The organism is Gordonia amicalis NBRC 100051 = JCM 11271 (assembly GCF_000332995.1).
Taxonomy (GTDB): Bacteria; Actinomycetota; Actinomycetes; order Mycobacteriales; family Mycobacteriaceae; genus Gordonia; species Gordonia amicalis.
The window spans coordinates 20198-35745 of sequence record NZ_BANS01000041.1; the positions used below are offsets into that span (position 1 = coordinate 20198).

A 15548-nucleotide genomic window follows, 5' to 3' on the forward strand; every position below is an offset into this window, starting at 1 on the left:
GGAGCCTCGTGACGATCGAGAGTGCCAAGGCGTTGGAGTTCCGCGTGACCAGCGATGGCTGGAAAGACCTGCCGAAGATGCCCGAGGCCGAGTACCCGGGTACTGCGGGATTCATCGGCGACGTCTATGAGAACCCGGACGGCAGCCCGATGTGCAGCGGATACTTCGAGCTCCGCCACACCGACGAACCGCTCTACTACGAGTACGAATACGACGAGATGAAGGTCGTGCTCGAGGGCGAATTCCTGTTGGAGAACAAGGAAACCGGACAGAAGACCGTCGCCAAGGCCAAGGATGCGATCTTCTTCCCCAAGGGTTCGAAGATCTACTTCAGCACCCCGGACTATGCGCTCGCCTTCTACACCGGGCAGCGCGACGCCACTCTCCTCTGAGCGGCCGCCATGTCGCAGATCGCGTACTCCAGCGTGCCGGTGTGGGCGCGACCTGGTGACCTGGTCGAGACGTCGACTCCCACACCGACCGGTGGTTCCTACCTGCTGGTCGGTGTGGGGGACGTCGCCGATGCACTGAGTCGCTGGGAAGCCGACCTCGCGCCGCTGGCCACCACCCGAATCCACGGCGACGCCGACACGGCCGCCGACCTGCTGGCCGACGCGCTTGCCGAGGCCACCGTCGGGGTCCGGGTCTGGATCGTAGCCGACGCCGGCTCGGCACTGCGGCTGCGCGCCGTCGCCGTGAACGCCGGTCTCGAAGACGACGAGATCGAGTTCCTCACAACGGGTTCCGTCGAACGGACCGAGGCGGACGTGTTCTGTTCGCACTGCCGGACGGTCACACGCGCCCGAGTGGCGATCGACGACGTCATCCCCTGCGCCGGTTGTCGACGCGACCTGCTCGTGTACCACCACGTGTCCCGTCGAACGGGTCAGTACCTGGGGTTCATGGTCGACGCCGAGACCCAGTTCCTGACCACCGAGGAGATCGAGCTGTGAGCATCACAGTCGCAGAACCTGATTCGGCCGATGTCGGTACGGCGTCGACGAATCGCCGCGCCGATCGGGCCGTCACGATGCAACTCGTCGTGACCTCGATCGACACGACCGTCGCGGGTATCCGCGGCATCACCCTCGCCCACCCGGACGGACGTGCGCTGCCCGGCTTCATTCCGGGTAGCCATCTGGTGGTGCATGCCGGCGAGAACACCAACGCCTACAGCTTGACCGGCGACGGCACGCATCCGGGTCACTACTCGATCTCGGTCCTCGAGGTCGCGGATGGCAACGGTGGATCCCGCTGGCTGCACGAGGTGCTCGCGGTCGGCGACCTGATGACCGTCGGACTCCCCCGGAGCGCGTTCGCGCCCATCGCCCGCGCCCGCAAGCATCTGCTGGTGGCCGGCGGAATCGGGATCACCCCCATGCTGTCCCATCTGCGCGCAGCCGTGCGCTGGGGGCGAGACGTCCAGTTGCTCTACGTCTTCCGGAAGGACGCGGCCGCCCACCTGGCCGACGTGACCGCGCTTGCACGGGCCCGCGCCGAACTGTTCACCGATCGAGTCTCGTTCATCGAACGCCTCGACGAAGCTCTCCGCGCCCAGCCGGTCGGCACCCACCTCTATGTGTGCGGGCCGTCGGCGATGATCGACGCCGTCGTCGACGCGGCGGTGCAGGCCGGGTGGCCCGACTCCCGAATCCACTTCGAGCGGTTCGGGATCGATGCGCTCGACGCCGGGGATCCCTTCCGCGTCGAGCTCGTCGAATCCGGTCGGAGCATCGACGTCCCGTCGGGGACGAGCATGCTCGAGGCCCTCGAACAGGCGGGCGTCGAGGTCCCCAATCTGTGCCGTCAGGGCGTGTGCGGTGAATGCCGCATCCCCCTCGCCGGCGGCTCACCCATCCACCGCGACCTCTATCTCAGCGCCGAGGAGAAGGACGCCGGTGACGCGATCATGCCGTGCGTCTCACGCGCCGCCGACGGCTGCAGCCTGGAGGTTCCCCTGTGACGAGCACAATCCAGAACACCACTCCCACAACGCCGGACGACGCCGACCTGGTCGCCGGATTCCCGTTCCCCTTCCTCGAGGACCGGTATCGCTACAGCACCAACGTCGAACCGGCCGAGCAGTCCGTCACCACACCGGCGGGCCAGTGGGGCACCGCGATCGTCGACATCGACTGCGAGTATCGCGCCGAGATCGACCAGCGTGCGACGATCCTCGCCGCCGATCCGACGAGGCACGCGGTGCTCCCCCACATGGTCCCCGCCGCCTGGGACGCGATGTTCACCCTCATGCGCGAACTCGATGCCGCCTACCCGGAGCAGATGCAGCTGCGCTCGGCAGGTCCCGACGAATGGTTGTGGCGCAACGACATCCTCGGCATCGAGCAGCACTTCCGGTACGGCGACGCCACCACGCTCCCCGACGAACCGCTGCGGTACATCACCTCCCAGGTCCAGGAGGACATCGCGCTCCTGGACCAGCGCAACGGCCAACTGTTCGTCGACGCCGGGGTGGTGACCTTCGCCGCGGACTGGAGTTTCGGTTTCGACGTCGGCATGAGCTTCCTCGAGATCCACGGGCCAGTCCCACGGGTCCGCAGGGAAGGCGTCATCACCCGGGCCCACGAGTTCCTCAAACGGCTGCAACCTCACCAGCCCTACCGGCGGACCAACTGGACACTCACCATCGACCGCCGCCTCGACGTCTCGACCGAGATCTACCCCGAGTGGGGACCCGACCGCGAGGCCATCCTGCTCGTCGACGACGCCGAGTTCGGTCGCCGGGTCCACCTGCGCGTCGAGGTGCAGCACCTCATCCGGCTCCCCGACTCCGGTGCCGTCATGTTCCTCATCCGCACCTACCTGCTCCCCCTCGAGCTGCTGGCCACCGTCGACCCCTGGCGTCGTCGTGCCGCCGAGGTCCTGGCCGAATTGCCCGAGGACATGGCCGATTACAAGGGCATCATCAAGTACCGGGACCGAGCCGCCCGGTGGCTGCGCAACGCCGCTCGGCAGTCGGCGCCGACCGGGCCGGGCATGCCGGTCTGGCCGGCCACCCCGCCGGCCGTCGACACCACCGGGGCGGCCTTCCTCGTCGTCGCGGTCGGCGACGACGCCGAGACCGCTCACGTGCCGCGGGACTGGGTCGCGGCGGCCGAGGTCGTCGGAGCCACCCGGCTCCTGGTGCTCGACACCCTCACCGACGAGCAGGATCGCCGGTCCCTGAAAGCCGCCCTCGATGCCGCGCTCACCGGCACGCGCATCCTCGTCACCGGCGGTCAGTACGACGTGATGACCGCGCTGGCGATGGCACGTGACGCCGGGGCGGTTCCCGCGGAGTTGTCGTCATACGTCGTCCACACCCGTGACCTCCCGCTCTATTGTGCGCACTGCCGCAACACCTTCCGGGTGGACGGCCGTGCCGGCGGGGTCGTCTCCTGTCCGGGCTGTGCCCGCGATCTGGAGGTTCACGAGCATCATTCGCCGACGATGGGGAGTTTCCTCGCATCGGCAGCGGGAGGTGATGTATGACGGCAGCTGCGATCGCGGCACACCTGCACCCGGGTTACACGACCTCGGCGCGCCCTATGCGCGTCGTCACCGTTCGGCGGCTGACCGACGACATCACCCACTTCCGGTTCGCGCCGCTCGACGACGCGCCGCAGGTTCTGACGCCCCATCTTCCGGGCAGCCATCTGATCGTCACCGCGGGTGAGCACCGCAATGCCTACTCGCTGGTCGACGACGGCATGTTCCCGAACACCTACGGCATCTCGGTGCTCCGACGCGGCGCCGGCGGCGGCTCGGACTGGTTGCACGACAATCTCTCCGAGGATTCCGTCGTCGAGGTGGAGGGACCACGGTCGATGTTCGCGCCGATCCTCGACCAGCGCGGCGCACTGCTCGTCGCCGGCGGGATTGGCGTGACCCCGATCCTGTCCCACGCCCGGGCCCTGGCGCGCGGAGGATCTCGTGCCGACATCGTGTACTCGTACCGTCCGGGCTGCGGAGCCCATCTCGACGATCTCCGCGCGCTCGCGCAGCAACCGAACATCACCCTGCACGAGGTGTCCGGTGTGGACGAGACCGCGGACCTGCTCGCCGAGAGGTTCCGCTCCCAGCCGCTCGGAACCCACGCCTACGCCTGTGGGCCGGCAGCTCTGCTCGAGACCTACACCGAACTCGCGGCCCGGGCCGGATGGCCCTCCGCCCGCGTGCATCTCGAGCGGTTCTCCGCGCCGGAGCAGGACCCGGGCGATCCGTTCACCGTGACGTTGTCCTCCACCGGCAGTCAGATCGACGTCCCGGCGGGAGTGTCCCTCCTGCAACGACTCCTCGACCATGGTGTCGAGGTGCCCAACCTGTGCCGCCAGGGTGTATGCGGCGAATGTCGGATACCGGTGCGCGACGGCATCATCGAGCATCGCGACCTCGTTCTGTCCGAGGAGGAGAAAGCCCTCGGTGACGCGATGCTGTGCTGCGTCTCCCGGGGTCAGAACATCGAGGTGGACCTGTGACCACAGAAGCGATACCGACCGCATCGATCCGGGATTTCCTCACTGGGCCGGTGGACCACCTGTCCAACCTGCCGTGGCCGTTCCCCGACGACCTCGAGGAGTTCACCTACAGCGTCAACGTCGAGCCCGCACGCATCCCGCGGTGCACGCGCGGCGGCGAATGGGGAAGGTACCTGGTCGATCTCGGTGGTGCCGAGTATCCCGAGATCATGGCCGAACGTCGCCGAATCCTGGACAACGACCCCTCACGGGTGCGGGTCCGTGCCGGGATGGAGATCGCGTGCTGGGATCTGCTGCTCTACTATCTGCGCGACCTCGGCATCTCGTACCCCGGCCTCATGCACCTCGACGAGTCCGGCGACGGGCGCTTCCACTGGCGTAACGAGATTCTGGGCACCGACCAGGAATTCGTGCTCGGCGACCCCGACACCCTGCCGTGCGGACCGATGGAGTTCCTGGCCCGCGAGGTGCCCGACGATCTGCTCCTCGTCACCGAACGCGATGGACATCTGTACTTCGACGCCGGTGTCGTGACCTTCGCCGCGGCCTGGTCGGTCTCCTTCGACGTGGGCATGGACATGTACGAAATCCACGCCCCGGTACCACGCATGCTTCGCGAGGGCATCGTCGCCCGCGCCGAACAATTCCTGCGCAGGCTACCGGCAGATCAGGTGTACCGCAGGGTGAACTGGACTCTGTCGGCGTCGGATTCGCACAAACTCGACGTGAGCCTCGAAGAGTTGCCGGCATGGGCGGCCGACGTCCCGGCCATGGTTGCCGACGGCGATTTCGCCAGGGCACGCCTGCGAATCGAGCTCGAACACTTCGTCCGGTTGCCGATGTCGGGTGCCGTGACGTTCAATATCCGGACATTCATGGCCTCGCTGGAGGACGTGAAACGAATACCCGAGTGGGCCGCTCAGTTGGCGACCGTCATCGAGTCGCTCGGTGAGGACATCGCCGCCTACAAGGGATTTCTCGATTATCGCGACAACGTCGTCGCGTATCTACGCGGTCAATGACGCCCGTGAGCTGCTGGTGCATCAAACCACCGACCTCTTCAGTCTCCGAACCGAAAGATCGCCCATGGAACCGATACTCGCGGCCAACGCCGACCTGGCCTGGATGCTGGCGGCATTCGTCTTCGTCCTACTCATGTTCCCCGGCCTCGCCTTCTTCTACGGCGGCATGGTCGGCTCGAAGAACGTGCTGAACATCATGTCGATGGTCATGTCGACCCTCGCCATCACCGCCGTGCTCTACGTCGTCATCGGCTACGGACTCGTGTCCGGTCCGTCGGTGGGCGGGTGGGGTCTCATCGGCAACCCCACCGATTTCATCGGTCTCACCAACTGGTTGACCGACGACGCCTCCGGCGCGACCCAGACGCTGTACTTCGCGGCGTGGTTCATCCTGTTCGCGGCCATCACCATTGCCATCGTCGCCAGCGGTGCAGCAGGCCGGATGAAGTTCTCTGCCTGGCTGGTCTTCGCGCCGATCTGGCTCCTGGTGGTGTACTTCCCGGTCGCACACTGGGTGTTCTCGGCCGACGTCGACGACAACTACAAGGGCGGCTTCCTGCTGAACAAGCTGGAGATCGTCGACTACGCGGGCGGAACCGCGGTCCACATGAACTCCGGTGTCGCGGCTCTGGCCCTGGCCGTCGTCCTCGGGGCACGCAAGCGCCGCATGGAGCGTCCGCACAACCTCCCGATGACCATGCTGGGCGGCGGCATCCTGTTCTTCGGCTGGTTCGGTTTCAACGGCAGCTGCGCGCTCGGTGCGAACTTCCTTGCGCAGGCGGTCATCCTGAACACGCTGCTCGCCGGATCCGCCGGCATGATCGGGTTCGCGATCATCGAGCGGTGGCGCGAGGGTCACGTCACGTCGCTCGGCCTGATCACCGGCACCGTCGCGGGCCTGGTCGGCATCACCCCCGCCGCCAGCAGCATGGCGCCGCTGGGTGCACTGTGCGTGGGCATCTTCGCCGCAGCGGTCGTCGCGTTCCTGCTCAGCTTCAAGAGCAGGCTCAAGATCGACGAGACGCTCGACGCCTTCGCCGTCCACGGCATCGGCGGCATCGTCGGCACCATCTGCATCATCCTGTTCGCGACCGAGGCCGCTCCGGCCGGTGTCCAGGGCGTCCTGTTCGGCGGTCCGGTCGACATCGTCTGGCGTGAGCTCGCCGGCATCGCCATCACCTGCACCTACTCGTTCGTGATGACCTGGCTCATCGCGAAGGGACTCGACAAGCTGATCGGGCTGCGCGTCGACGACGAGACCGAGATGATGGGCCTCGACACCACGCTGCACGCCGAGACCGCGTACGAGATCCCCAGTGCCAGTGTGGGTCGGTCCGGCGGTGGGCTGGCCGGTCTGTCGCCGTCGGCAGCTGCCGAATCGGTGGAGAAGTCGATGCCGGCATCGGCACCATCCGCGCAGGTCTGACCGCGCGGAGAAGACGAACAACGGCCCGGGGGTCCACCGTCAGACGGTGGACCTCCGGGTTCTTTCGTCAGGCGGCGAGGGTGGCTCGAAACGACACCGACCGCTCACGGAGCGGAAACAGACTCGAAACAATCGGGCAGTCTACTAACGGTAGACAGTGATTCACACGAGTGGACATCCCGACAGGCAACACCTAGAGTCGACCCCCGGAGCGCATCATGACCACCACCAACGAAACCCCCGACACCGGCACCCTCGCCGAGCTGTGTGCGGCCAATGACACCAAGTTCATCCTCGCCATGTTCGTCGATCTCCGCGGAAAGCCGTGCGCCAAGCTGGTGCCGGTCGAGGCGGTCGACGAACTCGCCACGGAGGGAGTCGGTTTCGCCGGTTACGCGGTCGGTGCCATCGGTCAGGAGCCCAAGGACCCCGACCTCGTCGCCGTTCCCGACGTCAGCTCCTTCCTCCCCATCCCGTTCATCAAGGAAGGCCTGGCCGTCGTCCAGTGCGATCCGCACGTCGAGGGCAAGCCGTGGCCGTTCGCTCCCCGCAACATCCTCAAGACCCTCATCGCGCAGACCGCCGACGCAGGCTTCGAGCCGTGGGTGGGCGCCGAGGTCGAGTACTTCCTGCTGAAGCGCGCGGAGGACGGTTCGCTGGTCACCGCCGACGCCGCCGACGATTCCGACCAGCCGTGCTACGACGTCCGCGGTCTCACCCGGATGTACGAGCACCTCACCACGGTGTCCACTGCCATGAACCAGCTCGGCTGGGGCAACTATGCCAACGACCACGAGGACGGCAACGGGCAGTTCGAGCAGAATTTCAAGTACGCCGACGCGCTGACCACCGCCGATCGGGTCGTAACCCTCCGCTACCTCCTCTCGGCGATGGCCGCCGAGAAGGGCATGATCGCCACCTTCATGCCGAAGCCGTTCGCCGATCGCACCGGTTCGGGACTGCACTTCCACCTCTCCCTCACCAAGGGTGGTGAGCCGGTCTTCCCGCAGGTCAGTGAAGACGATCGCGGGCTGGGGCTCTCCGCGACCGCCTACGGGTTCATCGGGGGCATCCTCGAGCACGCACCGGCTCTGCAGGCCGTCATCGCGCCGACCGTCAACTCCTACAAGCGAACCGGCGCCACCGCGACCCGATCGGGTGCGTCCTGGGCGCCGCGCAAGGCCACGTACGGCGGCAATGACCGGACCCACTACATCCGGGTTCCCGACGACCAGCGCGTCGAACTGCGCGGTGGCGACGGGTCGGCCAACCCGTACCTGGCCGCGGCCGCGTTGCTCGGTGCCGGTCTCGACGGCATCAAGCGAAGCCTCGACCCCGGGGCCGTCGGCGGGGCTCCCAGCCATATCGCGGATCTGCCACTCACCCTGTTGCACGCCGTCGAGGCGTTCGAGTCCGACGCGGTCGTGATGGGTGCCCTCGACGCCGCACTCCCCCAGGACTGGCCCGCCGACCAGGGCAAGGTGTCGACCTACTTCTCCAACCTGAAACGCGAGGAGTTCTTCGACTGGCACGCGGCGGTGTCCCCCTGGGAAGTCGACCAGTACCTCACCGCTTTCTGACACGGCCGGCCCAGGCCGCGTCGATCGCACCACATCCCAACTCCCCTTCGACGTAAAGGATTCGACCATGTGCGGAATCGTCGGATTGCATCTGCGTAATCCCGATCTTCATCCCCGACTCGGCGCGATGCTCGCCGTGATGCTCGGCGAGATGCAGGATCGCGGTGCGGATTCGGCCGGCATCGCGGTGTACGGCAACCCCGAATGGGCACCTTCCGGCCACGGGTGTGTCTCGCTGCTCGAACTCGATGTCCTGCCCGACGAGGTCTCGGCGACGCTGGGCGCAGCACTCGGTGTGCCGGTCGCGGCCCAGCTTGTCGATGCCACGCTGGTCGCGTCGGCCCCGGTGGGCGCCGAAGAACTCCTCGGCGCGGCCCGCGCCGCCTACCCGGATGCGCTGGTCGCCGGCTTCGGTTCGGATCTGACCGTCCTCAAGGGTGTCGGCGCCCCGCGAGACCTGGCCGAATCCTGGGGTCTGGCAACTGCTTCCGGCTGGCAGGGCGTCGGCCACACCCGGATGGCCACCGAATCGGCCGTGACCCCGTCGGGTGCACATCCCTACGCGGTGGGCCCGGAGCAGTGTCTCGTGCACAACGGGTCGTTCGCCAACCACGCCACCATCCGACGCGAATTGCGCGCGCAGGGTGTGGAATTCGACAGTGAGAACGACACCGAGGTCGGCGCCCGCTTCGTCGCCCACCAGCTCGCCGCCGGCAAGGACGTCGAGACCGCCCTCAAGGAGGTCTGCGCAAACTTCGACGGCTTCTACACCCTCGTGGTCTCCAACCGTGACTCCTTCGCCGTCGTCCGCGACGCCATCGCCTGCAAGCCCGCGGTGATCGCCGAGACCGACGACTGGGTCGCGATCGCCAGCGAGTACCGCGCCCTCGCCAAGCTGCCCGGGGTCGAGAACGCCCGCATCTGGGAGCCCGAGCCGGAAGTGGTCTACGCATGGACACGATGACGCTCGACTCCACCACCCAGTCCCCTACCGACCCGGCGAAAGCGGAGACGATGAGCCCCAACCACCACTTCGACCTCGCGAACACCGCACTGCGAGAAATCAACTCGGTACTCCACGGCGACATCTCCGGGGAGATCGTCATCGACAACCCCGCCGGCGCGCACAGTGTCGCAGCGGGCGTCAACGCGCCGGTCAAGATCACCGTCAACGGTCATGTCGGCTACTACGCCGCCGGGATGAACCAGCAGGCCGAGGTCACCATCAACGGCAATGCCGGCACCGGTGTCGCCGAGAACATGATGAGCGGCAGCGTCATCGTCAAGGGCAACGCCTCGCAGTCGGCCGGTGCCACCGCTCACGGTGGACTCCTCGTGGTCGAGGGTGATGCGGCGGCCCGCTGCGGCATCTCGATGAAAGGTGTCGACATCGTGATCGGCGGCGACGTCGGACATAACAGCGCCTTCATGGCGCAGGCCGGCCGCCTGGTCATCCGCGGCAACGCGGGCGACGGCCTCGGCGACTCCATCTACGAGACCCGCATCTACGTCCGCGGTGAGGTCGCCTCCCTCGGCGCCGACTGCATCGCCAAGCCGATGCGCGAGGAGCACCTCGAGGAACTCGCCGGTCTGCTCAAGGCCGCCGGTTACGGCGACGACGACCTGACCGCCTACACCCGTTACGGATCGGCCCGCGAGCTCTACCACTTCAAGGTGGACAACGCTTCCGCCTACTGAGCCGTCCCCTTCGCGCCACACCACCGAAAGAGACATCACCATGACCGACAACCTCAGCGTCGAGCAGCGCGGACTCCGCGAATCCGCCACCTACGACCGCACCACCATCGCCGCCATCCAGCGCGCCGCCGAGACCGGCATCTACGACATCCGCGGCTGGGGTGCCAAGCGTAAGCTCCCCCACTTCGACGACCTGCTGTTCCTGGGTGCCTCGATGTCGCGCTACCCGCTCGAGGGTTACCGGGAGCGCTGCGACACCGACGTCGTCCTGGGTGGCCGCAACGCGAAGTATCCGCTGCACCTGTCTACCCCGGTCACCATCGCCGGCATGAGTTTCGGTGCACTGTCGGCCGGCGCCAAGGAGGCACTCGGCCGCGGAGCGTCGGAGGTCGGGACGTCGACCACCACCGGTGACGGTGGCATGACCCCCGAGGAGCGCGGACAGTCCAAGCACCTCGTCTACCAGTACCTGCCGTCGCGTTACGGCATGAATCCCGACGACCTGCGCAAGGCCGACGCCATCGAGGTCGTCCTCGGCCAGGGTGCCAAGCCCGGTGGCGGTGGAATGCTGCTGGGGCAGAAGATCTCCGAGCGTGTCGCCGGGATGCGTACCCTCCCCCAGGGCATCGACCAGCGCAGTGCCTGCCGGCACCCCGACTGGACCGGCCCCGACGACCTTGCCATCAAGATCAACGAGCTGCGCGAGATCACCGACTGGGAGAAGCCGATCTACGTCAAGGTCGGCGCGAGCCGCACCTACTACGACGTGAAGCTGGCCGTGCACTCCGGCGCGGACGTCGTCGTGGTCGACGGCATGCAGGGCGGCACTGCCGCCACCCAGGAGGTGTTCATCGAACACGTGGGCATCCCGACCCTGGCCGCCATCCCGCAGGCGGTCCAGGCGCTGCAGAAACTCGGGGTCCACCGTGAGGTGCAGCTCATCGTCTCGGGCGGCATTCGCAACGGCGCCGACGCCGCCAAGGCCATGGCCCTCGGCGCTGACGCGGTGGCCATCGGCACCGCCGCCCTGATCGCGTTGGGAGACAACGATCCCCGCTATGCCGAGGAGTACGAGGCGCTGGGTTCGGCCGCCGGCTACTACGACGACTTCCAGGACGGGCGTGACCCGGCCGGCATCAGCACGCAGGACCCGGAACTGTCGGCGCGCTTCGACCCGGTCCTCGGAGGCAAGCGCCTCGCCAACTTCCTGCGCGTCATGACGATGGAGGCCCAGACCATCGCCCGTGCCTGCGGCAAGGCGCACCTGCAGCACCTCGAGCCCGAGGACCTCGTCGCCATCACGATCGAGGCCGCGGCGATGGCGCGGGTCCCGATGGCCGGTACCAACTGGATTCCGGGGACTGGGCTGTGACAGAACGGGATTCGACAGCGTCGGTCATCATCGTCGGCGGCGGTCTCGAAGGTGCTGCCGCCGCGTGGGCCCTCGGGCAGCGGGGGATCACCGACGTCGTCGTGTGCGAACGCGACACCGTCGGCGGCGGGATGACCGGCACGTCGTCGGGCATCGTCCGGTGTCACTACGGCGTCAGCTCGCTGGCCGCGATGGCGGCGGTGGGGCTCGAGGTGTTCGAGAAGGCCGAGGAGATCTTCGGTACCGACATCGGCTTCCGGCAGACCGGATACGTCGTCGGCGTCGGTGAACAGAACGTCGAGAACTTGCGCAAAAGCCTAGCAGCACAGCGCGAAGTGGGCGTTCAGGCCGAGGAGATCGACGTCGCCGAGGTTGCGAGGATGTGGCCGACGGCCGATCTGGAGCCGTTCGCGGCCTTCGGCTGGGAGGAGCGCGGCGGGTACGGGGACGCCTACCAGACCGCCCAGGCCTTCGCCGCCGCCGCACGTGCCACCGGCATCAGGATCCGCCAGGGCACCACGGTCACCGAGTTGCTGGAGGACGGCGACCGGGTCACCGGCGTGCGGCTCGCCGACGGCTCGACGATCTCGGCCGACACCGTCGTCGTGGCCACGGGAGTGTGGTCCAAGCCGTTCCTCGGCCGGCACGGCATCGACATCCCGATCTCGGTGCACCGCGAGCAGATCGTGATGATCCACCCGGGTGAGGATCTCGGAGAGGTCCCGGTGTTCTCCGACCTCGTCTCACTCCAGTACGTGCGACCGGACGTTCGAGGCGAGATCCTGTTCGGCAACAGCGATCTCCAGGAACTCCAGATCGCCGACCCGGACAACTACAGCAACCGTGTCGACAGCGACTTCGTCGACCTCACCGTCGACAAGGTCGGCACCCGGTTCCCCGGCTTCACCGAACCCGCGATCACCAGCAGCTACGCCGGTTGCTACGACGTGACGCCGGACTGGAATCCGATCATCTCGGCGGGCCCGCTCGACGGTCTGGTGCTGGCGGTCGGCTTCAGCGGTCACGGGTTCAAGATCTCGCCGGCGGTGGGACGGCTGATCGCCGATCTGGTCGTCGACGGACGCAGTTCGGACCCACGGATCCCGGAGTCCGATTTCCGCTTCACCCGGTTCGCCGAGGGCGATCCGCTGAAGACGAGGTTCCCCTACGTGGGAGCGGGGGAGATGCGCTGAGCGTTCCCGAGCGGTGTGCAGCGGGGATCAACCGACGAGAGGGCGCGAGAACATGTGTCAACTGACAGTGAACGACCTCGCTCACTATGCTGGCGAGGTGACCGACGACCCATTGATCCGGAACCAGTCTGGCATCGCACGGGAACGCCCCGTCGACCAGTCGGTCGAGGAACTCGAGCTCGAGACCGCGATCGCGCACAATGTGCGTCGGCTGCGGCGCCAGCAGGGACTGTCGGTGGGCGACATGGCGTCCCGCGTCGGCATCTCCAAGGCGATGCTGTCGAAGATCGAGAACGCGCAGACCTCCTGCAGTCTCAGCACCCTCGCCCGCCTGGCCAACGGCTTCGACGTCTCGGTCACGTCGTTGTTCCGCGGCGCGGAGATGGAGCGTTCGGCCGTCTTCGTGAAGGCGGGGGAGGGTAACGAGATCGTCCGTGAGGGTTCACGCGAGGGACATGAGTACGAGTTGCTCGGATCGCTTCGCGGGGAACACAAACGGCTCGAATGTCTGCTCGTGACCCTCACCGAGGAATCGGTGACGCAGCCGCTGTTCCAGCACGCCGGTACCGAATTCCTGTACGTCCTCGAAGGCGTGATGGACTACGCGCACAGCCGCTCGGTGTACCGGATGCATCCTGGCGACGCGTTGCAACTCGACGGAGAGGGAGCGCACGGGCCGGTCGAACTGGTCGAACTGCCGATACGCTTCCTCTCGGTCATCGCGTTTCCGGATTCAGCCGTCTGAGACCATCCCGGAGAGATCGAAGTCGTACCGGGAGGTCGGGACCACATCGAGGTGTCGGTCCGCACCGAACCGCGAGACGCTGTTGAGCATCAGCGTCATTCGACGTTCCAGTTCGGCCTGGTCGCCGTCGCTGCCGTAGAAGGCGTGGATGTCGGTGACAGCTGCCATCGGGAACAGTTCCTCCACAATCGCGTCGACTCGCGGTGTGTCCCCGGTGAGTGCCCGCTGGACGATGTTCTGTACATATCCGAACGTGGCCTGAGTGTCGATCGCGACCCGGGTGTGGTCCTCGAGCCAGCGCCGTAACCATTCCTCGCGGTCCAGCTCGGCCGGGCGGCGTAGGAATGCGATGTTGGACAGCGCCTCGATGCGCGTTCCGTCGGCGGGAAGGTCCGGGTCGAGGGGAGCGCGCGCGGTGACCTCCCAGGCCGCGAACGGCACCTCGACACTCCGGGTGACCGCGGGGAGTACGGCGTCGACGTCCCCGGCCCAGTACGTCACCACCGCGTCGATCGCCGGATCGAGTTCGTCGATGCGCATCGCACCGGAGACGGGGTCGTCGTCGATGTTGAGCTGGACGCGAACGGCACCGGCTGCCGCGCATCGTTCGACGAGTGTCTCGGCACCGACGCGCGTCAGTCCACCACCTCGCACCGCCACGATCACCTTCGAGTACGTCACCTCGCGCACGGTACCGGGACGAGCCGGTGTCCGGGGTCAGAACTCCTCGGCACCGATCAGCGCGGCGTCGTCGTCGATCTCGTCGTCCGCAACGCCCTGGATGAGTGCGACGGCGCCGAGTGCGACGACGCAGTAGGCGGTGGCGAACCACCAGGGAGCGGCATCGGAACCGAACCACTTCGCGAGGTACGCCACGAGCACCGCGGCGATCGCGGCCCCCATCCAGCGCAGGAAGCTGAAGCCCGCGCTGGACACCGAGCGCGGGGTGTCGGTCCCGCCGGAGGACATGGCGAGGTCGGTGAAGAGGGTGTTCAGCACACCCGACGGGAGGCCGGAGAGAACGACTGCGAGCCCGATGAGCCACACCTGATCGCTCACCGTGCCGACGCCGGCCAGGACCATGATCGAACCGTAGGCGAAGATCGCCACCAGCACACCGGCCTTCTCGCCCACGGACTTGGCCAACGCGGGTGCCACGAACACGCCCGCGAGCGCGGTGAGCAGACCCCACCCGAAGAAGATGAGTCCCGCGTGGATCGGCCGGAGCCCCATGGCAATCGGCGCCCACGCGATGACGGTGAACAGCGCACCGGTGTAGAAGGCCGAACCGATGCCCGAGGTCGACAGGGTGCGATTGCGGAGGGCCTTCAGCGGATCGACGATCCGCACCCGGTCGCGAGTGGTGCGCGGTGAGTCGGCGGGGAGCATGACCGCGCACAGGACGGCACCGAAGAGCATGAGCAGCGCGGTCCCGCCGAACGGCGCGCGCCAGGTCCATTCGCCGAGGGTCGCTCCGAGCAACGGTCCGACCGCGAGGCCGAGACCGAGTGCGGCCTCGTACATCATGATCGCGCCCTGGCGGCTGCCGACAGCGGACGAGACGATGAACGCCAGTGCGGTCGCGAGGAACAGCGCGTTGCCCAGACCCCAGATCACCCGGAAGGCGATCAGCTGGTCGATGTCGTCGGCGAAGGCGGACAGCCCGGCGGCGACGACGATCAGCGCGAGTCCGACGGTGAGTGTGCGTTTGGGACCGAAACGGTATGCGGCCCAACCGGTCAGGAGCATCGCGACGCACTGGACACCCACATACACACCGAAGAGCAGGGTGACCTTCTCGGCCGGCGCCTCGAGCGCTTCGGCGATGCTGTGCAGGATCGGGTCCACGAGGCCGATCCCCATGAAGGCGATCGTGGCGGCGAAAGCAGTGATCCACACGGTACGGGGTTGCTCGCGGAACGTGACGAGCAGCGACTTCTCAGAAGACGCCGTGTCGGTGGTCGGCGTGTTCTCGGTGTCTGTCATGAGGTCCTTTTCGATCGCGGAGTGATGATGTGGCCGGGCGCCGTGGAC

At 67.2% G+C, this 15548-nt stretch carries 15 protein-coding genes; 13 read left to right on the forward strand and 2 right to left on the reverse strand.

Annotated elements, in window-relative coordinates:
* Positions 1–8 precede the first annotated feature (8 nt).
* The 13 genes from GOAMI_RS18240 to GOAMI_RS18300 all read left to right on the forward strand — a co-directional run bounded on the left by GOAMI_RS18240 (position 9) and on the right by GOAMI_RS18300 (position 13514).
* Positions 9–392, forward strand: coding sequence for a cupin domain-containing protein (locus GOAMI_RS18240; RefSeq protein WP_006438059.1), 384 nt, complete (start codon positions 9–11; stop codon positions 390–392).
* 9 nt (positions 393–401) lie between these two features.
* A complete protein-coding gene (locus tag GOAMI_RS18245) occupies positions 402–953 on the forward strand; it encodes a dimethylamine monooxygenase subunit DmmA family protein (protein ID WP_006438060.1) in 552 nt (183 codons plus the stop codon).
* Complete coding sequence (locus tag GOAMI_RS18250) at positions 950–1963, forward strand: PDR/VanB family oxidoreductase (protein ID WP_006438061.1); 1014 nt, start codon at positions 950–952, stop codon at positions 1961–1963. The genes GOAMI_RS18245 and GOAMI_RS18250 overlap by 4 nt, the downstream gene beginning before the upstream one ends.
* A complete protein-coding gene (locus GOAMI_RS18255; protein WP_006438062.1) occupies positions 1960–3492 on the forward strand; it encodes a heme-dependent oxidative N-demethylase family protein in 1533 nt (510 codons plus the stop codon). The genes GOAMI_RS18250 and GOAMI_RS18255 overlap by 4 nt, the downstream gene beginning before the upstream one ends.
* Complete coding sequence (locus GOAMI_RS18260; protein ID WP_006438063.1) at positions 3489–4478, forward strand: PDR/VanB family oxidoreductase; 990 nt, start codon at positions 3489–3491, stop codon at positions 4476–4478. Before GOAMI_RS18255 ends, GOAMI_RS18260 begins: the two co-directional genes overlap by 4 nt.
* The gene (locus GOAMI_RS18265) at positions 4475–5500 is read left to right on the forward strand and encodes a heme-dependent oxidative N-demethylase family protein (RefSeq protein WP_006438064.1); all 1026 of its coding nucleotides are present in this window, start codon (positions 4475–4477) and stop codon (positions 5498–5500) included. Before GOAMI_RS18260 ends, GOAMI_RS18265 begins: the two co-directional genes overlap by 4 nt.
* A 64-nt stretch (positions 5501–5564) precedes the next feature.
* Positions 5565–6926 (forward strand): ammonium transporter, encoded by a 1362-nt coding sequence (locus GOAMI_RS18270; RefSeq protein WP_006438065.1) that lies wholly within the window; start codon positions 5565–5567, stop codon positions 6924–6926.
* Positions 6927–7144: 218 nt separating this feature from the next.
* On the forward strand, positions 7145–8506 hold the full coding sequence (gene glnT / locus GOAMI_RS18275; RefSeq protein ID WP_006438066.1) for a type III glutamate--ammonia ligase: 1362 nt from the start codon (positions 7145–7147) through the stop codon (positions 8504–8506).
* Between the two features lie 67 nt (positions 8507–8573).
* The gene (locus GOAMI_RS18280; RefSeq protein ID WP_006438067.1) at positions 8574–9470 is read left to right on the forward strand and encodes a class II glutamine amidotransferase domain-containing protein; all 897 of its coding nucleotides are present in this window, start codon (positions 8574–8576) and stop codon (positions 9468–9470) included.
* Complete coding sequence (locus GOAMI_RS18285; RefSeq protein WP_006438068.1) at positions 9458–10204, forward strand: GltB/FmdC/FwdC-like GXGXG domain-containing protein; 747 nt, start codon at positions 9458–9460, stop codon at positions 10202–10204. The genes GOAMI_RS18280 and GOAMI_RS18285 overlap by 13 nt, the downstream gene beginning before the upstream one ends.
* A gap of 40 nt (positions 10205–10244) precedes the next feature.
* Positions 10245–11576 (forward strand): FMN-binding glutamate synthase family protein, encoded by a 1332-nt coding sequence (locus GOAMI_RS18290; RefSeq protein WP_006438069.1) that lies wholly within the window; start codon positions 10245–10247, stop codon positions 11574–11576.
* On the forward strand, positions 11573–12769 hold the full coding sequence (locus GOAMI_RS18295) for an NAD(P)/FAD-dependent oxidoreductase (RefSeq protein WP_006438070.1): 1197 nt from the start codon (positions 11573–11575) through the stop codon (positions 12767–12769). Before GOAMI_RS18290 ends, GOAMI_RS18295 begins: the two co-directional genes overlap by 4 nt.
* A gap of 52 nt (positions 12770–12821) precedes the next feature.
* Positions 12822–13514: a helix-turn-helix domain-containing protein gene (locus GOAMI_RS18300; protein ID WP_006438071.1), complete on the forward strand. Its 693-nt coding sequence runs from the start codon at positions 12822–12824 to the stop codon at positions 13512–13514.
* On the opposite strand, the gene GOAMI_RS18305 is transcribed toward GOAMI_RS18300, so the two are convergent.
* Positions 13503–14204, reverse strand: a complete 702-nt coding sequence (locus GOAMI_RS18305) for an EthD domain-containing protein (protein ID WP_006438072.1) — start codon at positions 14202–14204, stop codon at positions 13503–13505. The two genes, GOAMI_RS18300 and GOAMI_RS18305, sit on opposite strands and share 12 nt — an antisense overlap.
* 27 nt (positions 14205–14231) lie before the next feature.
* Positions 14232–15500 carry an MFS transporter gene (locus GOAMI_RS18310; protein ID WP_006438073.1) on the reverse strand — a complete coding sequence of 423 codons (1269 nt, stop codon included), beginning with the start codon at positions 15498–15500 and terminating at the stop codon, positions 14232–14234.
* Positions 15501–15548 lie beyond the last annotated feature (48 nt).